The sequence below is a fragment of the Streptomyces sp. NPDC058678 genome (assembly GCF_042714835.1).
Lineage (GTDB): Bacteria > Actinomycetota > Actinomycetes > Streptomycetales > Streptomycetaceae > Streptomyces.
This window is the reverse complement of sequence record NZ_JBHXSG010000056.1, coordinates 15,529-36,602: the sequence shown is the minus strand read 5'-3', so window position 1 is coordinate 36,602 and position 21,074 is coordinate 15,529. Positions and strand designations below refer to the sequence as shown.

The window sequence follows — 21,074 nt, the reverse complement described above, 5'->3', positions numbered from 1 at the left end:
TTTTGTACCAGCTATCGGAGGTTCGCCCGCACCAGCAGGTAGACGAGGAAGGGGCCGCCGATCGCGGCGGTGACCACGCCGACCGGGAGCGTGATCGGCAGCGCCGTGCGCGCGACCAGGTCCGCGCCGATCAGCAGCAACGCTCCGACCAGGCCGGAGGCCACCATCGGCGGGGTCGGGCACCGCGCCAGACGCATCGCCACCTGAGGTGCCACCAGCGCGACGAACGGGACCGGGCCCGCCGCGCTCACCGCCACGGCGGCCAGCAGGACGGCGCACAGCAGCAGAACGGCCCGCACCATCGCGTACCGGACGCCCAGGCCCGCGGCGACCTCGTCGCCGAAGTGCATCGGCTTGAACTGGAACGCGGCACACGACACGACGACCAGGAGGACGAGCGTGCACCACAGCGCCACCCGGACCTCGTCCCACGACCGGTCGTCCAGCGAGCCGACCAACCACGCCTGGGCCCGGGCCACGTCCCTGATGTCGGCCGTGACCAGCAGCCAGGTCGTGATGGCCTCCATCACGGCGCTCACGGAGATGCCGATGAGGATGAGCCGGAAGCCGTCGATGCCGCGCCGCCACGCCAGGAAGTACACGAGCAGACCCGTGCCGAGACCGCCGGCGAGCGCCGCCGCGGACAGGCCCACGGAGTTGACGACGGCCGCGGAGGCCCCGCCCGACACGGTCACCAGGAACACCGAGACCGCGCCGGCGCCCCCGGTGATCCCCAGAATGTCCGGGCTGGCCAGCGGATTGCGCGCGATGGACTGCGTGATCGCCCCGGACACCCCCAGCGCGATACCGACGACGAGCCCGGCCAGGGCACGCGGCATCCGCAGATCCATGATCACGAACTCGTCGACCCGCTCACCCCCGCCGAAGATCGTGGCGATCACCTGCGGCAGGCCGATGGGGAAGTCCCCGACGCCGATGGACAGGCAGAACACCAGGAAGGCCGCCGCCGCCAGGAGCAGCGTGACGAGCACGATCCAGGGTCGCCATACGAACGACACCTGGCCGAGCCGCACGCCCGGCGCCACCGATGGCTTCACGTCTGTCCCGTCCGGCTTCACGTCTGTCCCGTCCGGCTTCAACTCTGTCCCGCTCATGCGTTCTTGAACTTTCCGCGCCACACCAGAACCGCGAAGAACGGGGCGCCGAGGAGGGCCACGACGACACCGGCGTCCAGCTCGCCCGGCCGCACCACCAGGCGCCCCACGATGTCGCAGACCAGCAGGATGACGGCTCCGAGCAGACCCGCGTACGGCACCAGCCAGCGATAGTCCGGCCCGGTCAGATACCTGGCCACGTGGGCCACCATGAGCCCGAGGAACGCGATGGGGCCGCACGCCGCCGTCGCCGCGCCCGCCAGCAGGGTGATGGCCACGATGCCGACGGTCCGGCTCAGCGCGATGTTCGCCCCCAGCCCCCGCGCCACGTCGTCGCCCAGGTTGAGCAGGTTGATGGTGGGCAGCGTGGTCAGTGCCAGCACCAAGCCGACGGCGATGAACCCGGTCACCGGCCAGATGACGTCGAATCCGACACCGGCGACGGAACCCGCGTTCCAGAACCGCAGTGCGTTCAGCGACGCCTGGTTGGACAGCGCGACCGCCGTGGTCGTCGCCATGAGGAACACCGTGATCCCCTGCCCGGCCAGTGCGAGCGTCAACGGGTTGCCGGCCCCGCGGCCGATGCTCGCCAGCCCGAACACGACGACACCGGCGAGGGCCGCGCCCAGGAAGGCGAACCAGACGTACTGGAACGGGTTGGAGAACCCGAACACCGCGATCACCGACACCACGGCGAACGAGGCGCCGGTGTTCACCCCCAGCAGGCCCGTGTCGGCGATCGGGTTGCGCGTGTAGCCCTGGATCAACGCCCCGGCGATCCCCAGGGCGACGCCCGCCACGATCGCGAGCACCGTCCGGGGCACCCGCACGGTCTCCACGATGAGCCTGATCTCGGTGAGCCGCTGGTCGGAGTCCGGCGCCGCGAACAACCCGTGCCACACCTCGGCGGGACTCAGCGCGCGCGCCCCCACCGCCAACGACACCGCCCCCGTGACCACGAGGATCACCACAAGCGTGCCCAAACCCACAAACCGCCGCCGACGGGCCTCTGTTGTGCCCGTGGGCGCGGGGCGCTCCACTGCAGTCGTGCCCATGTCGAGGTACGTTATCCCTTTGTTTTCACGGGGGTTGCTCAGTGCCGCGCCTGCCGGGTGCGGTGCCACCGGGCGGGGCGCGGCTGTGGGGGGCGGGACCGGTGGCGGGCTAGCGGGCGGTGCTGCCGATTCCGTCGGCGACCGGACGGGCCTGGCCGGCAGCGGACTTGAGACCCTGGCCGAGGACCGAGTCCAGGATCTCGCCGACCCTGATCGCGGTGTTGGACAGCAGGGGTGACGTGATCCCGTGCGTGTGCTCCGTGCCGCCCTGCAGGTAGATGCCGCAGCGCAGGTCGGGTTCGGTCGCGATGCGGTAGTCACGCTCGACGCGGACTCGGCCCTCGTCGTCGCGCAGGCAGCGGTCCGCGACCTCGCCGAGGAGGCCGATGGGGTCGGCGGGGCTGTAGCCGGTGGCGAAGACCACGACGTCCGCGTCCAGGTCGGTCTCCTCGCCGGTGACCAGGGACGTCACGGTGGCACGGACCCTGTCGGCCGTTTCCTTGACGTCGGTGAGCCGGGACACGTTGAGGAAGCGCAGCCGCTCGGTGCCGAGGACCTTCTCCCGGTACATCTGCCCGTACAGGTCGTCGATCAGGTCGATGTCGACCACGGAGTAGTTGGTGTTGCCGTGGTAGTCCATCAGCCGGCGCTTGACGTCCTCGGGCGCGGCGAAGTACTCGTCGACCGCCTCGGGGTCGAAGATCCGGTTGGCGAAGCTGGAGTCGTCGGCGGGGCTGTAGCCGTAGCGGGAGAAGACCGCGCAGACCTCGGCCTCGGGGAAGCGGCGGTGCAGGTAGGCGACGTTCTCGGCGGCGCTCTGTCCGGCGCCCACGACGACGAACCGGGAGGGCGAGGTGCCCTCCAGCCCGTCGACCTTCGCCAGCAGGTCGGAGTTGTGCCAGACGCGGTCGCCGCGCTCCACCCCCTCCGGCATGAGGGGACGCAGACCGGTGCCGATGACGAGGTTGCGGGCCCGGTGCACCGCGAGCCCTTCCCCCGACCGGACCGTGACGTCCAGGTACTCCACGGCTCCGTCACGGACGACGGGCGCGACGCCGACGACCTCGTGACCGTAGGAGACCGAGTCGTCGACCTTGGCGGCGGCCCACTCGAAGTAGTCGTGGAACTCCACCCGCAGCGGGAAGAGGTTCTTGTGGTTGATGAAGTCGATCAGCCGTCCCTTGCTCTGCAGGTAGCAGAGGAAGCTGAACTCGCTGGCCGGGTTTCGCAGCGTCACCAGGTCCTTGAGAAAGGACACCTGCATGGTGGCGTCGTCGATCAGCATGCCTCGGTGCCAGCCGAAGCGCGGCTGCTGCTCGAAGAAGTGAGAGCTGATCGCCTCCTGCCCGCCGACGCGTGCGTTGTGCTCGCTGAGTGCGATCGCCATGGCCACATTGGACGGTCCGAAGCCGATGCCAATGAGGTCATGGACCGGTGGTACGTCACCAGGAAGAACCTGCGACATGTCACTCCCATCGTGCGGGGCAGTCACCTGCCGGGCGTGGGGAAAGCACGAAAAGTGGCACGCCGACGGAGCGACTTGCCGGGAACTTAGGTGAGCCTAAGCTAAACCTGTGAGGGTGTCGATAGGGCGAAACGGACAGCGGCCGCCGATCCGCCCCGTCAACTGGGCTGCCGAGCAAGGGCATTGCACACTAAGGTAAGCCTTGCTTTACTGCTTTCGGTCAATCCCTGCTCTGAGGAGGAACCCCATGCGGGTCGCCATGCTCGGTTACCAGACGTGGGGGCACCGCACCCTGCAAGCCCTCCTGGACTCCGAACACGACGTGGTACTCGTCGTGACGCATCCCAAGAGCGAGCACGCGTACGAGAAGATCTGGAGCGACTCCGTCGCCGACCTCGCCGAAGAGCACGGCGTGCCGGTGCTGATCCGCAACCGCCCCGACGACGACGAGCTGTTCGAGCGCCTCAAGGAGGCCGACCCGGACATCATCGTGGCGAACAACTGGCGGACGTGGATCCCCCCGCGCATCTTCGACCTCCCGCGCCACGGCACGCTGAACGTGCACGACTCGCTGCTGCCGAAGTACGCCGGCTTCTCCCCGCTGATCTGGGCGCTGATCAACGGCGAGCCCGAAGTGGGCGTCACCGCGCACATGATGAACGACGAACTCGACGCCGGTGACATCGTCCGGCAGGAGGCGGTACCGGTCGGACCGACGGACACCGCCACCGACCTCTTCCACAAGACGGTCGACCTCATCGCCCCGGTCACCATCGGCGCACTCGACCTCATCGCCGCCGGGCAGACCGAGTTCACCAAGCAGGACCGGTCCCGAGCCAGCTTCTTCCACAAGCGGTCCATCGAGGACAGCCGCATCGACTGGACCTGGCCGGCGGCGGACCTCGAACGCCTGGTCCGCGCCCAGTCCGAGCCGTACCCCAGCACCTTCACCTTCCACAAGGGCAAGCGGCTCGAGGTCCTCGCCGCCGTGGTGTCCCAGGGGCACTACGGCGGTACGCCCGGCCGGATCTTCTATCGCGAGGGTGACGGCGTGGTGATCGTCGCCGGAGCCGATGCCCGAACGGGCCGCAACCCGGGCCTGGCCATCACGCGCGTACGGACCGAGGACGGCCGGGAGATGCCCGCCACGGAGTACTTCACCACCATGGGCGGCTACCTGACCAGCCGCCCCTGACGGGTTGGCGGCCCGGCCTCGACGGATCGTGGACGGCTAACTCGGCCGTCGTCCCGCCGTGAGCAGATGCCCGCTGGCTCCGAGCAGGGTCGGCTCGGACTCGATGCGCCGGGTCGCCGCCAGGACGGCCTCGCGGCGTTCCGGGTCGTCCAGCCAGTCCTCGACGCCACCCATGAGCCAGGCGACGCCCTCGACGCCGTACTGGCGCCCGACGGTGAGCCCGGCCTCGGTGAACTCGGCCGGCGCCTCTTCGGGCCGGGCGAAGTAGGCGACGGTGAACAGACCGTCCTCGGCGTGGTGGTGGTGGCGGCCGTCCACCGTGACGGCGTCGGTGCGTTCGCGGTGCAGCGGGGTGAAGTAGCGCTCCTCGCGCAGCACGTCGTGCAGACCGGCGAACCGGTTGATGGTGGCCGCGACCACCAGCCCACCCGGCCGGACCACCCGGCACGCCTCGGCCAAGGCCCGTACCCGGTCAGGCCGTTCGGGCAGGTGGTACAACGGACCGAGGAGCAGCACCACGTCGTACCCGGAGTCGGCGGCGGGCAGGGCGCGGGCGTCTCCGGAGCGGGCGGTGACACCGGGCAGCCGTGCGGCCTGCTCCACGTGGAGCGGCACCGGGTCGACGAGGTCGACCTCGTACCCGTCCCGAGCGAGCCACTCCGCGTGGATCCCGCTGCCGCCGCCGACGTCGAGGATCCGCGCGGGCGTCGCCGGCATCAACCGCCGCAGCACGTCCTGCGTACGCCAGAACTCCAGCCGTCCCGCGGGCGCCCCGCCTTCTCTGAGGCGGGTGTCCTCCTTGCCCCTGGCGTAGTAGTCGAGGATCTCCTCACGTACGGCGGGCTGTTGCTCGTGTGTCGTCTCCGTCATCGCCTCAGACTGCGGAGCACCGGCCGCGGTGTGCAATGGATTTGTCGCCCGGGTCAGTCGGCGCGGGCCGTGACCAGTCCCGACTCGTAGGCGAACACGACCAGTTGCGCCCGGTCCCGGGCGCCCAGCTTCGTCATCGCCCGGCTCACATGCGTCTTCGCCGTGAACGGGCTGATGACCATGTGCGCGGCGATCTCCTCGTTGGTGAGGCCGCGGGCGGCCAGGGCGGTGACCTCGCGTTCGCGGCGTGTCAGACACTCCAGGCCGGGGGCCGTGGACCGGTCGGGAGGGCGGGAGACGAACTCGCCGATGAGGGTGCGGGTGACCGACGGGGAAAGCAGGGCCTCTCCACGGGCCACCACCTCGATGGCCTGAAGGAGGTCGGCCGGTTCGGTGTCCTTCAACAGGAAGCCGCTCGCACCCGCCCGCAGCGCCTCGAAGACGTACTCGTCGAAGCCGTAGTTCGTGAGGATGACGACGCGTACGGCGGCCAGGGACGGGTCGGCGGCGATGTGACGGGTCGCCTCGATGCCCGTCATCACCGGCATCTGTACGTCGATCAGCGCGATGTCGGGGACCTCGGCACGGACCAGGGCCAGGCCCTGCTTCCCGTCGGCCGCCTCCCCCACCACCTCGACGCCGTCCTCGGCGTCCAGCAACGCACGGAAACCGGCGCGCATCAGCGCCTGGTCGTCGACGAGGGCCACCCTGATCATCCGGCGGCCTCCAGAGGCAGCTCCGCCCGCACCGAGAAGCCGCCCTCCGCGCGCGGGCCGGTGTGGAGCGCGCCGCCGAGGGCCGCGACGCGTTCGCTCATGCCGGTGAGGCCGATGCCGGGTGTCGGGGGGCGGCTGGGGTCCGCTGTTCCGTCGTCGTCCACCCGTATCACCAACTCACCCTCTCCATAGTCGAGTTGCACCCGTACCTTCGCCGGGCCCGCGTGCCGTGCCGCGTTCGTCAGGGCCTCCTGGACTATGCGGTACATCGCCCGGTCGAGGGTCGCCGACAGGGGGCGCTCCTCGCCGGTCACGGTCAGCTCGACGCCGAGGCCCGCCGCCCGTGCGCGCTCCACGAGCACCGCGGGTGTGCCGGTCGGTTCGTCGGTGCGCAGGATCTCCAGGGTGGCCCGGAGTTCGCGCATGGCCTCGCCGCCCGCCTCCTGGATGGCGAGCAGGGCGGGCGGCACCTCCTCGCCGCGCTTGCGGGCCAGGTGGACGGCGACGCCGGCCTGGAGCTTGACGATCGAGATGCTGTGCGTGAGGGAGTCGTGCAACTCCCGTGCGATCCGCAGGCGTTCCTCGCCGGCTCGGCGCAGCGCGGCCTCCTCGCGGGTGCGCTCGGCCTCCAGGGCGCGTTGTTCGGTCTGGCGCAGATACGCCTGCCAGTTGCGGTCGGCGAGGCCTGTCACGACCGCGCACAGGAACCAGCCCGTGAGCAGCGCGGCCTTCTCCACGACCTCGCCCGTCGTCGGGCCCGTCACCACGTACGCCGCCAGGTACGCCCCGCTCGCCGCGGCGGCCCAGCCCCGGTGCCCCACGCGGGCCGCGGTGTGCACGGCGGCGAGCACGGGGAGGGCGGCGAGCAGACCGGGGTGGGCGTGCAGGACGTACGCCGCGCCGGTCGCGGTGACCGCGGCCAGCACCGTCAGCGGAGCCGGCCGGTAGAACGCCAGGGCGGCCGAACCGAGCACGATCAGCGCGTAGTCGACGGCCGTCGTGTCCCCGTCGAAGGCGGCCGTGGTCACGACGAGGGCACCGACCACGACCGCCAGAGCCGCGTCGGCGAGAACCCTGGCTGTGACCAAGTGCCCGCTCATGCACGCACAGTAGCCTCCGGCGCCGACACCGGCGTCAGCCCTGTGGACAACTCCCCGACTACTCCCGGCGCAGTAGAAAGCAGCCTCGCCCCGACCCCTCGGCGCAGCACCGACTGTCTTCGGCCGTACGACGACCGCGCCCGTCCCCGTGGCACACGCTGCTGCCCATGCCCACACCCTTCCGCTACACCGAGCCCTCGCCGCCCAAGGCAGCCACCGGCCGCGTCGCCGAGGTCTACGCCCAGCTCTCCCGCGACTTCGGCATCGACGAGCCCGTCACCTTCGTGGTCCTGTCCTCCGCACCCGAGATCCTCGCGCCTGTCTGGGCGCTGATGCGCGAGTCGCTGATCGCCGGCCCCGGCAGCCGTACCGGCAAGGAACTGGCGGCGCTCGGGGTGTCGCTCGCCAACAAGTGCCCGTTCTGCGTGGACGCGCACACCATGCTGCTGCACGCCACCGGGGACCACGCGCTCGCCGAACGCCTGGTCCGCGGGGAGCGGCCGGAGAACGAACAGCACGCGCGCGTGCTGGAGTGGGGCAGGCGGACGCGCGTACCGGGCGGCCTCGGCCCCGAGCCGTACCCCTTCCCGCGCGAGCACGCCCCCGGCTACCTCGGCACCGCGCTCGCCTTCCACTTCATCAACCGGATCGTGTCCGCCCTGCTGACCGAGAACCTGCTGCCGGGCAACGCCCAGCGGTTCCGGGTGGTACGCAGCCTCGCGGGCCGCACGCTCTCCCGGACCGTACGCCGCCCCGCCGTGCCCGGCGAGGCCCTCGCGCTCCTCGACCTCCCCGACCCCGGCGAAGCCCCCGGATGGGCGGACGGCACGCCTGTCGGCCTTGCGTACGCGGCGCTGATCAGGGCGGCCATGGCGGGCGCCGGTCTCCTCGACGCCGAAGAGCAGGCCCTCGTCGAAGAGACCCTGTGGGACTGGGACGGAACACATCCGCCGCTGGATCTGAGCGGTTTCCCGGACCGGCGGGAGAGCCCCGGCGCGCGTCTGGCGCTGCTTGCCGCCCTCGCCCCGTACCGCATCACGGACGAGGACGTCGCGGCCTGGCGTCGGCCGGAGCACACCGACCACTGTCTGGTGCACCTCGTCTCCTACGGGGCGTTCGCGGCCGTGGACCGGATCGAGACGGCGTTCAACCGGCCCACCGCGAGGACATAACAGGGCACACAGCCCATCAGCGGCGGGGCGCTGTGACCGCACAGGTACGGAGCGAGTTGGCACTTCCGTCCCACAGGGAGTCGTGTGAAACTGGCGCCCCGTCCGCAGTGCGGACTCCTTCCGCACCGTCCCCCACGAAAAGTGCGCCGTGCGTTCCAGTTCCCTTCCCTTGCCGCTCGCCCTCACCGCACGCCTGTCGCCCGTCGTCGTACTGGCCGCGGCGGGCTGGGCGCTGACGTCCGGTCCGTTCGCCGCGACACCGGCCGCCGAGCACAAGGAGGAGCAGAAGACCGGCACGCAGTCCGCCTCCGCGCCGTCGACGGCGGCCGCGTCGAAGACGTACGCCGCCGCGCCCGCGCCGTGCGACAGCCTCGCCGGCAAGACGATCACCTCGCTCGTGCCGGGCGCCAAGGCGGCCGGCAAGGAGATCCCGTCCACGGACACGAAGCTGCGCCGGACCTGCTCCTGGAACGCGCTGAAGGGGTACGACTACCGCTGGCTCGACGTCTCCTTCGAGATCATGGACACGGACGAGGCGGCGCAGAAGTCCTACAAGGACACCGTCGCGGAGAAGAGCGGCGGCGGGGACGTACCCGGTCTCGGCGACTCGGCGTACTCCGTCGTGAACCTCACCACCGAGGACAAGCAGCAGACCCGCGAGGGCGTGGTCGTGGTGCGCGCGTCCAACGCGCTGGTGACCATCACGTACAACGGCAGCGACTTCGAGACGAAGAAGGCGCCGAGCACGGACGAGATCAACAAGGGTGCCATCAAGGCCGCCAAGGAGGCGGTCGCGGCACTGGGGGACGGCCGGCAGGGCTGACCGCCCTTCAGACCGTCCCCCGGCAAGCGAGGACTACGCCTCCAGGCGATCCTTTCCGCGCAGCAGCATCAGCACCACGTACAGGACCATCGACGTCCCCAGGCCCACCGCCCACCCGTAGTCGGCCAGCGACTCCAGTGCCGGGATGGGCCGCCCGTCGAACAGCGGCTTGAAGCTCGCGCCGCCGATGGCCAGGACACCGCCGACCACGAAGGCGACCACGGCCCGCCAGTTCCAGCCGCCGTCGTACCAGTAGCGGCCGCCCGTGCGGTACAGGTCGGTCAGGTCGAGCTTGCCGCGGCGCAGGATCCAGTAGTCGGCGATGAGGATGCCGGCGACCGTGCCGAGCAGACCGCCGACCAGGCCGAGCCAGGTGAAGATGTAACCCTGCGGGTCGGAGTACAGCTTCCACGGGAAGATCAGCACGCCGAGCACACAGGTGACGAGGGCCCCCGCCCGGAAGGTGATCTTGCGGGGCGCGATGTTGGAGAAGTCGAAGGCCGGTGAGACCAGGTTGGCCGCGACGTTCACGGACAGGGTCGCCACCAGCACGGTGACCAGCGCGAACAGCAGGCCCACGACGTTGTCCGTCTTGGCGGCGAGCTGTACCGGGTCCCAGATCGTCTCGCCGTACACCACCTGCGAGCCGGACGTGACCATCACCGACAGCAGCGCGAAGAGCGTCATGGTCGTGGGGAGACCGAGGGCCTGGCCCCACGTCTGCGCCTTCTGGCTCTTGCCGTAACGGGTGAAGTCCGGGATGTTCAGGGACAGGGTGGACCAGAAACCGATCATGCCCATGAGGGACGGCCAGAACAGCTTCCAGAAGTCGCCGCCCCAGCCGAGCTTGGAGGGCTGGTCGAGCAGCGGGCCGAAGCCGCCCGCCTTGTTGCTCATCCAGATCAGCATCACCAGCGCGCCGACCAGGACGAAGGGCGCCGCCCAGTTCTCGAAGCGGCGGATCGTCTCCATGCCCCGGTAGATGATCGCGACCTGGATCGCCCAGAAGATCGCGAACGACAGCCACATGGTCCAGGCGTAGCCGCCGATCTTGGCGGTGTCGCTCCAGCCGTTGCCGATGAGCTTCCCGGCGAGGAAGTAGATCGCCTCGCCGCCGATCCAGGTCTGGATGCCGAACCAGCCGCACGCCACCAACGCCCTCACGACGGCGGGCAGGTTGGCCCCGCGGATGCCGAAGGAGGCGCGCGCGAAGACCGGGAAGGGGATGCCGTACTTCGGCCCCGCGTGCCCGGTGAGCAACATCGGGACCAGCACGATCACGTTGGCCAGGGCGATGGTGAACACCGCCTGCTTCCAGTCCATGCCGACGGCGATCAGACCGGAGGCCAGGGTCCAGGAAGCCGTGTTGTGGGCCATGCCTACCCACAGCGCGGAGAAGTTGTAAGTGGTCCAGGTGCGCTTCTCCACCGGGACCGGCAGCAGGTCCTCGTTGGCGTAGCGGCCGCTCGGGGCGGGACTGCCCGGGGCGAGCTCCACCCGGCCGTCGGCGAGGGTGACTTGAGGGGACGGCGGTATGGCCGTGGGAGCGGTGTCGGTCATGGGCAGGCCAATCAAACGAGGGGCGGATCCGGAAAGGCCGTGCGGGCCGGCGGGGCCGGGGGAGGGAGGGTGCGTTCCCGCGTCGTTCGGTGCGTGCTCTCGGTGTGCCGGACGTAGGCCCTCGTAGCGGAGCTACTTGGGCCTGCGGCCGGTGCGGCGAGAGTGCGCACCGGGCGGCGTGGGGGCGGGTCCTCCCTCCCCCGGCCCCGCCACCCCCTCCCCGGGAGAGCGGGGAGGGGAGAACAGGAGTGGGGGGATGGGGAGAGCGGAGTTGCGGGTCAGCCGTGGAGGGCCGGGATCACCGTCGACCCGTACGCGTCGATGGTGGCTTCCTGCGCGTCGTGCATGTCGTAGACGGCGAACTGGTCGACGCCCAGCTCACGCAGCGCGTTCAGCTTCTCGATGTGCTTGTCGACCGGGCCGATCAGACAGAACCGGTCGACGATCTCGTCGGGCACGAACTGGGTGTCGGGGTTGTCGGCGCGTCCGTGGTGGGAGTAGTCGTAGCCTTCGCGCGCCTTGATGTAGTCGGTGAGTTCGTCGGGTACGGCGGCGGAGTGCTCACCGTACTTGGAGACCAGGTCGGCGACGTGGTTGCCGACCATCCCGCCGAACCAGCGGCACTGGTCGCGCGCGTGGGCCAGCGCCTCGGGCGAGTCGTCCTCGGTGACGTAGGCGGGGGCGGCGACGCAGATCTTCACCTCGGACGGATCGCGTCCAGCGGCGACGGCCGCGTCCTTCACGGCCTTGACCATGTACTCGGTCAGGTAGAGGTCGGCGAGCTGGAGGATGAACCCGTCGGCCTCCTCGCCGGTCATCTTCAGGGCCTTGGGGCCGTACGCGGCCATCCACACGGGCAGTTCGGCGCCCGGCTTGATCCACGGGAACCTGACGACCGTGCCGCCGAGGTCGGCCTCGTCGCCGCGGCCCAGCGCCCGGATGACCTTCATGGCCTCGCTGATGCGGGCCAGGGTGTTGGGCTTGCGGCCGGCGACACGCATCGCGGAGTCGCCCCGGCCGATGCCGCAGACCGTGCGGTTTCCGAACATGTCGTTGAGCGTGGCGAAGGTGGAGGCGGTGACCTCCCACGTGCGGGTGCCCGGGTTGGTGACCATCGGGCCGACCTTCAACTTGCTCGTGTTCGACAGGATCTGGCTGTAGATCACGAACGGTTCCTGCCACAGCACGGCGGAGTCGAAGGTCCAGCCGTAGGTGAAGCCGTTGCGCTCGGCGCGCTTCATGAGACTGATGACCCGCGAGGCCGGCGGGTCGGTCTGCAGGACGAGTCCGAAGTCCATGCACCACTCCTAGTTGAGGTACTGACAGGTGGCGCGCGGGGTGTACGTGCCGTGTCCGGCGTGCCCGGTGTACTCCCGCTCGGTGATGACGAGTTCGCCGCGTGAGAGGACGGTCTCGACGCGGCCGGTGAGGCGCTTGCCCTCGTACGCCGAGTAGTCGACGTTCATGTGGTGGGTCTCGGCGGAGACGGTCTGCTCGGTGTGCGGGTCGTAGATGACGACGTCCGCGTCGGCGCCGGGGGCGATGGTGCCCTTCTTCGGGTACATGCCGAACATCCGGGCCGGGGTCGCGCAGGCGATCTCGATCCAGCGGCGGCGCGAGATGTGCCCGTCGACGACGGCCTGGTGGAGCAGGTCCATCCGGTTCTCGACGCCCGGCAGACCGTTGGGGATCTTCGAGAAGTCGCCCCGGCCGAGCTCCTTCTGGCCCACGAAGCAGAAGGGGCAGTGGTCGGTGGAGACCACCTGGAGGTCGTTGGTGCGCAGGCCCTTCCACAGGTGGGCCTGGTGCTCCTTGGGCCTCAGCGGCGTCGAGCACACGTACTTCGAGCCCTCGAAGTCCGGCTCGGCCAGGTTGTCCGTCGACAGGAACAGGTACTGCGGGCAGGTCTCGCCGAAGACGTTCAGCCCCTCGTCGCGTGCCCTGGCCAGCTCGGCGACCGCCTCCATCGCCGAGACGTGCACGACGTACAGGGGCGCGCCCGCGACCTGCGCGAGCTTGATGGCCCGGTGGGTGGCCTCGGCTTCGAGGAGCGCCTTGCGGACCTCCCCGTGGTAGCGCGGGTCGGTCTCGCCGCGCGCCAGCGCCTGCTCCACGAGGACGTCGATCGCGATGCCGTTCTCGGCGTGCATCATGATCAGACCGCCGTTCTCGGCGGAGCGCTGCATGGCGCGCAGGATCTGGCCGTCGTCGCTGTAGAAGACGCCCGGGTAGGCCATGAACTGCTTGAAGGAGGTCACACCCTCCTCCACCAGCAGGTCCATCTCCTTGAGCGTGTCCTGGTTCACGTCGGAGACGATCATGTGGAAGCCGTAGTCGATGGCGCAGTTGCCCTCGGCCTTGGCGTGCCAGGCGTCCAGCCCCTCGCGCAGCGAGTGCCCGACGCTCTGCACGGCGAAGTCGACGATGGTCGTCGTACCGCCCCAGGCGGCGGCCCGGGTGCCCGTCTCGAACGTGTCGGAGGCGAAGGTGCCGCCGAAGGGCAGCTCCATGTGGGTGTGGGCGTCGACGCCGCCCGGGATGACGTACTTCCCGGTGGCGTCGAGGGTGCGCTCGGCCGTCCATGCCTCGGCGGCGGAGGTGCCGGAGGCGGCGAGGGCGGCGATGCGGCCGTCCTCGATCAGGACGTCGGCGTGGATCTCGTCGGACGCGGTGATGACGAGGCCACCACGGATGACGGTACGGCTCATGCGTTAACGCTCCGCTGGGTTGTGGTCGAAAGTGCGGGTCGTTTGTGGCTGGTCGGGCCCACGCGGCGGAAGCCGCATATCAGGCGCGGCCCCGCGCCCCTTGCGGGGCGCGGGCACCGCCTGGTCACGGTGCGGTCAGCGGGGAGTACGCGTCGGGGCGGCGGTCGCGGTAGAACTGCCAGCGGTCGCGGACCTCGCGCAGCTTGGCCAGGTCCAGGTCGCGGACGACCAGTTCGGTCTCCTTGTCGCTCGCCACCTCGCCGACGAACTGGGCCTCCGGGTCGACGAAGTACGACGTCCCGTAGAAGTCGTTGTCGCCGTACTCCTCGACACCGACGCGGTTGATCGCGCCGACGAAGTACTCGTTGGCCGCGGCGGCGGCCGGCTGCTCCAGCTGCCACAGGTAGGCCGACAGGCCGCGCGAGGTGGCCGACGGGTTGAAGACGATCTCGGCACCCTCCAGACCCAGTGCGCGCCAGCCCTCCGGGAAGTGGCGGTCGTAGCAGATGTAGACACCGATCCTGCCGACGGCGGTGTCGAAGATCGGCCAGCCACTGTTGCCGGGACGGAAGTAGAACTTCTCCCAGAAGCCGGGCACCTGCGGGATGTGGTGCTTGCGGTACTTGCCGAGGTACGAGCCGTCCGCGTCGATCACGGCTGCCGTGTTGTAGAGGACGCCGGGCTGCTCCTCCTCGTACATCGGCAGGATCAGGACGAGGCCCAGTTCCTTGGCCAGCGCCTGGAAGCGCTTGACTATCGGGCCGTTCGGGATCTGCTCGGCGTACTCGTAGAACGCCTTGTCCTGGACCTGGCAGAAGTACGGTCCGTAGAACAGCTCCTGGAAGCACAGGACTTGGGCACCCTGCGCGGCGGCGTCGCGGGCCGCCTGCTCGTGCACCTGGATCATCGACTCCTTGTCGCCGGTCCAGGCGGTCTGGAAGAGGGCGGCACGGATCACTGTGCTCATCGGGACCTCCGGTCACTCGGTGTGCGAGGAGCCTAAGAAGTCCGGAAGTCCGGTTTGAGTTGCACGGTGTCACGTCTGCGGGCGTGCGGCGTGGCACCGTGTCACCCTGCTGTGGGCCCATGTTTCACCGCCGTTTTCCCAGGTAGTCGCATGTTTCAGGCCTGTTGCGCGTCGTGCGCGAGGAGCGCGATGTGCACCGAGGCGGCCTGTTCGAAGTCGTCGAGGTCGACACCGAGCCGGGCCTGTATCGACTCCAGCCGGCGGTAGAGCGCCGGGCGGGAGACATGGTGGAGCTGAGCGGTGCGGGACTTGTTGCGGCCGGTGGCGAGGTAGGTGCGCAGTACGGCCAGCAGGTCCTCACCGGCCCCGCACAGCAGCCCGTCCAGCTCGCGCTCCGCGAAGGACTGCACATGCGGGTCGTCGCGCAGCAGCCGTATCAGACCACGCAGGTGGACGTCCTTCAGGCGCACGACGGCCGGGAGGTCCAGGACGGCCGAGGAGTCCGCCACGGCGTCGGCGACGTGCTGGGCCTCGCGCAGCCCGGCGGGGACGTCGTCCCAGACGGTGCGCTCGTCGGCCGCCGCCACCACGGCCTTCGAGGAACCGGACTCGGTCCGCAGCCGGGCGGCGAAGTGCGCGGCGAGGGCCGTCGCGTCCTGGTCGCGGGCGAGGCTCAGCAGGACGGCGACGGCTCCGTCGGCCAGTTCGGCGACGAGTCCGGGCATCCCCACCATGCGCAGGACACGGTCGAGTTGGGCCGGTTCGCCGTGCCGCACGACCAGCGGGACGAAGCTGCGCCGGTTGACGGGGAGGCCGGCCGCGCGGGCCCGCGGCAGCAGTTGCCGTGCCGGGACGATCCCGCTGACCAGGTCGGTCAGCAGGCTCTGCGCGGACTGCTCCTCCCAGCTGTGCGCGGAGTTGCCGCCGAGCATGCGGTGCAGGACCAGGGCCTCGGCGGCCCGGTCGGCGAGCAGTCGCCCGGTGGCGGTGTCACCGCGGTAGCCGCAGAGCGTGATCCGGCCCCACCGCTCTCCCCGTCCGGCCAGTTCCGCGCGGATCCAGCCGTCGACCTCGTTGCCGCCGGCCTGGCGGGCGATGCGCTCCCAGTCGCGCAGCACGTCGTCCACGGCGGGCCGCTCCCCCGCGGTGGCGAGGACACGGTGGGCGAGGTTGGTGACGACGACGGGACAGCCGCTGTGCTGGGCGACCTCGTCGAGCAGGCGTTGCAGCGGCGCGCCCGCGGTGATGAGCCCGGTGAGCGCGGTTCGTACCGCCTCGGACAGACTGACGGCGGCGAACTTCCGCCGCACCAGCCGGGACTGGACCTCCTCCGTCAACTCGGCGAAGGGGAACGGCCGGTGCAGGACGATCATCGGCAGCCCGCACCGCTCGGCCGCCCGGCGCATCACGTCCGGCGGGGCCGGGAAGGCCCGTCCCAGGCCCAGCACGACGGCCGCGGCCTCCGCCCGGTGCAGGGACTGGATGTACTCGGCCTGCGCGCCCTCGTCGCCGGTGAGCAGCACTCCGGTGGTGAGGACCATCTCGCCGCCGCTGAGCATCACGCCCACGTCGGCGGCCTCGGCGACGTGCACCCAGCGCACGGCCCGGTCGAGCTGACTCGCGCCTGCCACCACTTCGGGCTCCCCTGCGAGGACCCGCTCGAGCGTCAGGACCTGGCGGACCGACAGGGTCGGCTCCACCGGCTCCCAGGTCTGTGAGGTGGTGGTCATGGCGGCGTTTCCCTTGTTCGCAGTACTGCTACTGGATGCTCCTCAGAGCGTCTTCGAGGATCGCGGCGCCTTCCTCGGCCTCCGCGACGGTCAAGGACAGGGGCGGGGCGACGCGCAGGGCACTGGTGTTGTGGCCACCGCCCTTGCCGATGAGCAGCCCGCCCTCGCGGGCCGCTTCGAGTACGGCGGCCGCGGCCTGGGGGTCGGCCTGGTCCGTGCCGGGCCTGACCACCTCGATGCCGAGCATCAGGCCGCGTCCGCGCACCTCCCGCACGGCCGGAATTTGCGCCGCGGCCGCCCGCAGCCGCTCGATGAGCAGTCCGCCTACGCGCCGGGCGTTGCCCTGGAGGTCGTGCTCGAGCAGGTACGTCAGGTTCGCGAGGCCCGCCGCCATGGTGATCTGGGTGCCGCCGAACGTCGAGATGCTGTTGGCGTCCAGGCAGTTCATGATCTCGCCGCGGGCGACGACCCCGCCGATGGACATGCCGTTGCCGATGCCCTTGGCGAAGGTCATGATGTCCGGCGGGCCGTTCTGTCCGTGCGCCTGCCAGCCCCAGAAGTGCTCGCCGGTGCGGCCCCAGCCGGTCTGCACCTCGTCGGCGATCCACAGGATGTCGCGCTCCTGCAAGACCTCGCGGAAGGCCGCGTACAGGCCGTCCGGCGGGGAGGTGAAGCCGCCGACGCCCTGGATGGGTTCGGCGATCAGGGCGGCCGGCGGGCGGGTGTGGCCGAGCAGGTCCAACAGGTCGTCGACGCAGGCCGCGATGAAGTCGGCGTCGCCGAGCGAGGCGTAGGGACCGCGCGTGCGCACGCCTCCGTGGACGTACAGCGTCTGCAGCGGGGACAGCGACGTGGGCGACCAGCCGCGGTTGCCGGTGATGCCGACCGCGCTGAAGGAACGGCCGTGGTAGCTGTTGCGCATCGCCAGGACGGTGTTGCTGCGGCGGTACGTCGTCGCCAGCATCAGGGCCGTGTCGTTGGCCTCGGTGCCGGAGGTGGTGAAGAAGACGCGGGCGTCCGGGATGCCGCTCAACTGGGCGACGCGCTCCGCCAGTTCGATCATCGGCCGGTTGAGGTAGAGCGTGGACGAGTGGATGATCCGCCCGGCCTGTTCGCTCACCGCCTTGGTGATCTCGGGCAGGGCGTGCGCGGTCATCGTCGTCAGGATGCCGCCGAAGAAGTCGAGGTACTTGTTGCCCTCGGCGTCCCAGACGTACCGGCCCTCGCCGTGGGTGATCTCCAGCGGGTCCTCGTAGTAGAGGGCGAGCCAGTCGGGCAGGACGGAGCGGTGGCGGCCCAGCAGGTCCTTGGTCACGGCTGCACCAGCCCGTCGTAGGCGTCGGGACGGCGGTCGCGGTAGAACGCCCACTGCTGCCGTACCTCTTCGATGAGGTCGAAGTCGAGGTCGCGGACGACGAGTTCCTCTTCCTTGTCGCCCGCGGTGTCCCCGACGAACTGCCCGCGCGGGTCGACGAAGTAGCTCGTCCCGTAGAAGTCGTTGTCGCCGTACTCCTCGACGCCGACCCGGTTGATCGCGGCGACGAAGTACTCGTTGGCGACGGCGGCGGCCGGCTGTTCGAGGCGCCAGAGGTGGGAGGAGAGTCCGCGGTGGGTGGCGGACGGGTTGTAGACGAGCTGGGCGCCGTTCAGGCCGAGCTGCCGCCAGCCCTCCGGGAAGTGCCGGTCGTAGCAGATGTAGACGCCGACCTTGCCGACGGCGGTGTCGAAGACCGGCCAGCCGACGTTGCCCGGCTTGAAGTAGAACTTCTCCCAGAAGCCCTTGACCTGCGGGATGTGGTGCTTGCGGTATTTGCCGAGGACGGTGCCGTCGGCGTCGATCACGGCCGCGGTGTTGTAGTAGAAGCCCGACTGCTCGACCTCGAACACCGGGACGACGATCACCATGCCCGTCTCGCGCGCGAGCTCTTGCATACGACGCGTCGTCGGCCCGTCCGGCACCGGCTCGGCCCAGCGGTAGTGCTCCGGATCCTGGACCTGACAGAAGTAGGGGGCGTTGAAGACTTCCTGGAAGCCGATGATCTTGGCACCCCGGCGGGCCGCCTCGCGGGCGTGCTCCTCGTGTTTCGCCACCATGGACTCGGTGTCGCCGGTCCAGGTGGCCTGGACGAGGGCGGCACGTACGACGTTGGCCATGAGCTGCTCCTTCGACGGTGACGTCAGAGGCGTCTACGCGCGTGTACGCCGACCGTAGAGGGCAAAGTCCCCGCCGGGAAGGACGCCCGCCCACTCGATCGTGTGAATCGCGTTCGATGTGCCGCGAGCACCCAGCGTGCAGGGTTTTCTTTACGCCGATGTAACCGGGCTGGTTCCGAGCCAGGAATCCTCCGGTCGGTGAGTCCCGCGCCAATGACCAGGCCGGTCGGTCAAGCCCGGTCAGGCGCTGAAGCCTGCCACCCTGAGGGCGTGGACCAGGTCCCGGTGGAGTTCGTCCGAGGCGTCCCGGGCGGCCTCCAGCAGGAGCGGGACGAGGGTCTGCGGGTCCGGCTCGACGCTGCGGACGGCCTCCTCGGCGGTGCGGACCCGGACGTAGGCGTCCAGGAGCGCGCGGGCGTCGCGGCGGCGGCCCTCGGCGGTCAGCTCCAGCACGGCCCGCCCGATCTCGTCGGCGGGGCGTACGACGCCCTGCCGGAGGACCTGCTCCCCGTCGGTGCCACGCCCCGCGGCGCCCAGGGCGTCGGCCACGGCGACGAGCCGGTCGGGGGGCAGCGAGGCCGCCTCCCACAGCAGGGTGGCCCAGTCGGCGCCCAGCCCGGCGCGCTGCATCTCGGCGGCGAGCAGCGGGTAGCGGACCGCGGGCCAGTACGCGATCTCGGCGAGCAGCGCGTGGGCCTCGCCGCTCCGGCCCTCGCCACGCAGCCGCACCAGCCGCTCGACCGTCCCGGCGGCCTCGCGCCGGGACGCCGCGTCCAGCGGCTCGGCCCGCTGCTGCGACCGCTGGTTCGCCGCGGCTCCGGCGAACCGGGCGCCGCGCGGGCTGCGGCCGGTGACGACGGGTGCGGCGGGCACGTCCGGTACGGCGGTCGGCGGTACGACGACCGGGGTGGCCTCCTCCTCCGCCATCCCGGCGAAGCGCGCGCTGCCACGCCGGCGCTTGCGTTGTTTGGGGGTGGCGGCGGGCTGCTCCTGCGGGGCGGACGGCTCCTCGAAGACGGGGGCCTGCCGCTCAGGGGCGGACGGGCGGTCGTACTCGGCATGACGGGCGTCGGCATCGTCTTCCGCGGCGGTCGCGTACCGGAGGTCACGCTGCTGCGGCATGTCGGGGAATCCGGCGCCGTACGAGCCGTCGTGCCCGCCCGATCGCGCGCCGTACGCATCATCACGACCGTCCGGCAGCGCCCCGTACGAAGCACCACGACCGTCCGACAGCCCGGCGCGGGCCTCACGACCGCCCGACGACGTGCCGTACCCGTCACGCCCGTCCAACGGCCCGGCATAGGCCTCACGACCACCCGACGGCGCACCGTATCCGTCACGCCCGTCCGACGCGCCATAAGGGTCACGGCCATCCGACGACGCGCTGTGGGACTCACGACCATCCGACGACGCACCGTGGGCATCACGGCCGCCCGACGGCGCACCGTACCCGTCACGCGCGTCCGACGCGCCACGACCGCCTGACGACGCACCGTACGCATCACGACCGCCCGAGGGGCGGTACCCGTCACGGCCACCCGACGACGGGCGGTACGCATCCCGCCCATCCCACGACGCGCCGTACCCGTCACGACCATCCGACGCGTCATGGGCCTCACGACCGTCCGACGGCGCACCGTGCGCATCACGGCCGCCCGACGGCGCACCGTACCCGTCACGCGCGTCCGACGCGCCATGAGCGTCACGGCCGCCCGACGGCGCACCGTACCCGTCACGACCGCCCGAGGGGCCGTACCCGTCACGGCCACCCGACGACGGGCCGTACGCATCCCGCCCAGCCGGGCGTGAGCCGTACGCCCCGTGCCCGTCCGTTCGCGCGGCAGCCTCGTCGGCGCGGAAGGCGGCACCGCTTTCCGCCGCCCGCGCGCGGCGGATCTCCTCGGCCTTTCCGCCCACCGACCGCCGTTCCAAGTCCTCGATGCGTGCCCGGAGTTCGGCGCAGCGGCGGGTCGCGCGTTCGTGGTCGTCGCGGGCCCAGGCGAGGTCGAGGCGGATGGCGTCGGCCTCCTGCTGGGTGGTCGCGGAGGCGAGGAACCGGCCCAGTTCCGCCTGCCGTTCGGCGGCGTAGCGCTGTTCGCGGAGCATGACGTCGAAGCGGTCGCCGAGGGCGTCTCTGCCTCCGGGCCGGGCGTCGTGGGCGACGAGCGCGGCGGCGTGCAGAGCGCGGGCGCGGTCCGCCTCCGGGGCGGCGACGGCGGTGCCGTACTCCGTGGCGAGGTCCTGGAGGAGCGCCTCGACCACGTCCCAGGGCGGTATCTCACGCCCGTCGAGGCAGGCCTGCATGCCGTCGGGGTCGCGCTGCCAGAACACGCCGCACCAGCCGGCGCCCTGGTCCAGGCGGCCCAGCAGACCGTCCAGGTAGTTCGCGAACTCCCGGACCCTACCGGGGAGTTGATCCAGAGTCATCGCCCAACTCCCTCCAG

The 21,074-nt window shown here is 70.8% G+C and carries 17 protein-coding genes; 3 read left to right on the top strand and 14 right to left on the bottom strand.

The features are described from left to right. Positions 1-11: 11 nt before the first annotated feature. The 3 genes from ACFWWR_RS36670 to ACFWWR_RS36660 form a co-directional block, all read right to left on the bottom strand. On the bottom strand, positions 12-1,115 hold the full coding sequence (locus tag ACFWWR_RS36670) for a FecCD family ABC transporter permease (RefSeq protein WP_384307896.1): 1,104 nt from the start codon (positions 1,113-1,115) through the stop codon (positions 12-14). After that, positions 1,112-2,170, bottom strand: coding sequence for a FecCD family ABC transporter permease (locus tag ACFWWR_RS36665; protein WP_384307893.1), 1,059 nt, complete (start codon positions 2,168-2,170; stop codon positions 1,112-1,114). The genes ACFWWR_RS36670 and ACFWWR_RS36665 overlap by 4 nt, the downstream gene beginning before the upstream one ends. A gap of 109 nt (positions 2,171-2,279) precedes the next feature. Beyond that, the gene (locus ACFWWR_RS36660) at positions 2,280-3,635 is read right to left on the bottom strand and encodes a lysine N(6)-hydroxylase/L-ornithine N(5)-oxygenase family protein (RefSeq protein WP_383861932.1); all 1,356 of its coding nucleotides are present in this window, start codon (positions 3,633-3,635) and stop codon (positions 2,280-2,282) included. Positions 3,636-3,882: 247 nt separating this feature from the next. Between ACFWWR_RS36660 and ACFWWR_RS36655 the strand changes: the two genes are divergently transcribed. Then, positions 3,883-4,830, top strand: a complete 948-nt coding sequence (locus tag ACFWWR_RS36655) for a methionyl-tRNA formyltransferase (protein ID WP_384307890.1) — start codon at positions 3,883-3,885, stop codon at positions 4,828-4,830. Positions 4,831-4,866: 36 nt separating this feature from the next. On the opposite strand, the gene ACFWWR_RS36650 is transcribed toward ACFWWR_RS36655, so the two are convergent. The 3 genes from ACFWWR_RS36650 to ACFWWR_RS36640 are packed head-to-tail and all read right to left on the bottom strand — an operon-like array spanning position 4,867 to position 7,516. Beyond that, on the bottom strand, positions 4,867-5,700 hold the full coding sequence (locus tag ACFWWR_RS36650; protein ID WP_383861927.1) for a class I SAM-dependent methyltransferase: 834 nt from the start codon (positions 5,698-5,700) through the stop codon (positions 4,867-4,869). Between the two features lie 53 nt (positions 5,701-5,753). Then, positions 5,754-6,416: a response regulator gene (locus ACFWWR_RS36645; RefSeq protein WP_383861925.1), complete on the bottom strand. Its 663-nt coding sequence runs from the start codon at positions 6,414-6,416 to the stop codon at positions 5,754-5,756. Next, entirely contained in the window at positions 6,413-7,516 is a 1,104-nt protein-coding gene (locus tag ACFWWR_RS36640) for a sensor histidine kinase (protein ID WP_383861923.1), read from the bottom strand. The genes ACFWWR_RS36645 and ACFWWR_RS36640 overlap by 4 nt, the downstream gene beginning before the upstream one ends. 167 nt (positions 7,517-7,683) lie before the next feature. Here ACFWWR_RS36640 and ACFWWR_RS36635 point away from each other — a divergent pair, with 167 nt between their 5' ends. Both ACFWWR_RS36635 and ACFWWR_RS36630 read left to right on the top strand, forming a co-directional pair. Further along, a complete protein-coding gene (locus ACFWWR_RS36635; protein ID WP_383861920.1) occupies positions 7,684-8,688 on the top strand; it encodes a carboxymuconolactone decarboxylase family protein in 1,005 nt (334 codons plus the stop codon). Positions 8,689-8,836: 148 nt separating this feature from the next. Then, complete coding sequence (locus ACFWWR_RS36630; protein WP_383861917.1) at positions 8,837-9,511, top strand: hypothetical protein; 675 nt, start codon at positions 8,837-8,839, stop codon at positions 9,509-9,511. A gap of 33 nt (positions 9,512-9,544) precedes the next feature. Here the strand turns inward: ACFWWR_RS36630 and ACFWWR_RS36625 are convergent, their stop codons facing one another. The 8 genes from ACFWWR_RS36625 to ACFWWR_RS36590 form a co-directional block, all read right to left on the bottom strand. Continuing rightward, the gene (locus ACFWWR_RS36625) at positions 9,545-11,071 is read right to left on the bottom strand and encodes an NCS1 family nucleobase:cation symporter-1 (RefSeq protein ID WP_383861914.1); all 1,527 of its coding nucleotides are present in this window, start codon (positions 11,069-11,071) and stop codon (positions 9,545-9,547) included. A 278-nt stretch (positions 11,072-11,349) separates the two neighbouring features. After that, complete coding sequence (locus ACFWWR_RS36620) at positions 11,350-12,369, bottom strand: TIGR03842 family LLM class F420-dependent oxidoreductase (RefSeq protein WP_383861911.1); 1,020 nt, start codon at positions 12,367-12,369, stop codon at positions 11,350-11,352. A gap of 9 nt (positions 12,370-12,378) precedes the next feature. Then, positions 12,379-13,779 carry a dihydropyrimidinase gene (hydA, locus tag ACFWWR_RS36615; protein WP_383861908.1) on the bottom strand — a complete coding sequence of 467 codons (1,401 nt, stop codon included), beginning with the start codon at positions 13,777-13,779 and terminating at the stop codon, positions 12,379-12,381. A 124-nt stretch (positions 13,780-13,903) separates the two neighbouring features. After that, positions 13,904-14,746 carry a nitrilase-related carbon-nitrogen hydrolase gene (locus tag ACFWWR_RS36610; protein ID WP_383861905.1) on the bottom strand — a complete coding sequence of 281 codons (843 nt, stop codon included), beginning with the start codon at positions 14,744-14,746 and terminating at the stop codon, positions 13,904-13,906. A gap of 155 nt (positions 14,747-14,901) precedes the next feature. Next, positions 14,902-16,476, bottom strand: a complete 1,575-nt coding sequence (locus ACFWWR_RS36605; protein ID WP_383861902.1) for a PucR family transcriptional regulator — start codon at positions 16,474-16,476, stop codon at positions 14,902-14,904. A 28-nt stretch (positions 16,477-16,504) separates the two neighbouring features. Beyond that, positions 16,505-17,791, bottom strand: a complete 1,287-nt coding sequence (locus ACFWWR_RS36600; RefSeq protein WP_384307887.1) for an aspartate aminotransferase family protein — start codon at positions 17,789-17,791, stop codon at positions 16,505-16,507. After that, positions 17,788-18,630 carry a nitrilase-related carbon-nitrogen hydrolase gene (locus ACFWWR_RS36595; RefSeq protein ID WP_383861897.1) on the bottom strand — a complete coding sequence of 281 codons (843 nt, stop codon included), beginning with the start codon at positions 18,628-18,630 and terminating at the stop codon, positions 17,788-17,790. The genes ACFWWR_RS36600 and ACFWWR_RS36595 overlap by 4 nt, the downstream gene beginning before the upstream one ends. A 240-nt stretch (positions 18,631-18,870) precedes the next feature. Continuing rightward, on the bottom strand, positions 18,871-21,057 hold the full coding sequence (locus ACFWWR_RS36590) for a hypothetical protein (RefSeq protein ID WP_383861894.1): 2,187 nt from the start codon (positions 21,055-21,057) through the stop codon (positions 18,871-18,873). Positions 21,058-21,074 lie beyond the last annotated feature (17 nt).

Bases quoted from the DNA above. Each gene is read 5' to 3' on its own strand.
- ACFWWR_RS36620 (WP_383861911.1), bottom strand. From the start codon at position 12,369: ATGGACTTCGGACTCGTCCTGCAGACCGACCCGCCGGCCTCGCGGGTC.
- hydA (WP_383861908.1), bottom strand. From the start codon at position 13,779: ATGAGCCGTACCGTCATCCGTGGTGGCCTCGTCATCACCGCGTCCGAC.
- ACFWWR_RS36670 (WP_384307896.1), bottom strand. From the start codon at position 1,115: ATGAGCGGGACAGAGTTGAAGCCGGACGGGACAGACGTGAAGCCGGAC.
- ACFWWR_RS36590 (WP_383861894.1), bottom strand. From the start codon at position 21,057: ATGACTCTGGATCAACTCCCCGGTAGGGTCCGGGAGTTCGCGAACTAC.
- ACFWWR_RS36605 (WP_383861902.1), bottom strand. From the start codon at position 16,476: ATGACCACCACCTCACAGACCTGGGAGCCGGTGGAGCCGACCCTGTCG.
- ACFWWR_RS36645 (WP_383861925.1), bottom strand. From the start codon at position 6,416: ATGATCAGGGTGGCCCTCGTCGACGACCAGGCGCTGATGCGCGCCGGT.
- ACFWWR_RS36635 (WP_383861920.1), top strand. From the start codon at position 7,684: ATGCCCACACCCTTCCGCTACACCGAGCCCTCGCCGCCCAAGGCAGCC.
- ACFWWR_RS36665 (WP_384307893.1), bottom strand. From the start codon at position 2,170: ATGGGCACGACTGCAGTGGAGCGCCCCGCGCCCACGGGCACAACAGAG.
- ACFWWR_RS36655 (WP_384307890.1), top strand. From the start codon at position 3,883: ATGCGGGTCGCCATGCTCGGTTACCAGACGTGGGGGCACCGCACCCTG.
- ACFWWR_RS36610 (WP_383861905.1), bottom strand. From the start codon at position 14,746: ATGAGCACAGTGATCCGTGCCGCCCTCTTCCAGACCGCCTGGACCGGC.
- ACFWWR_RS36625 (WP_383861914.1), bottom strand. From the start codon at position 11,071: ATGACCGACACCGCTCCCACGGCCATACCGCCGTCCCCTCAAGTCACC.
- ACFWWR_RS36595 (WP_383861897.1), bottom strand. From the start codon at position 18,630: ATGGCCAACGTCGTACGTGCCGCCCTCGTCCAGGCCACCTGGACCGGC.
- ACFWWR_RS36660 (WP_383861932.1), bottom strand. From the start codon at position 3,635: ATGTCGCAGGTTCTTCCTGGTGACGTACCACCGGTCCATGACCTCATT.
- ACFWWR_RS36640 (WP_383861923.1), bottom strand. From the start codon at position 7,516: ATGAGCGGGCACTTGGTCACAGCCAGGGTTCTCGCCGACGCGGCTCTG.
- ACFWWR_RS36650 (WP_383861927.1), bottom strand. From the start codon at position 5,700: ATGACGGAGACGACACACGAGCAACAGCCCGCCGTACGTGAGGAGATC.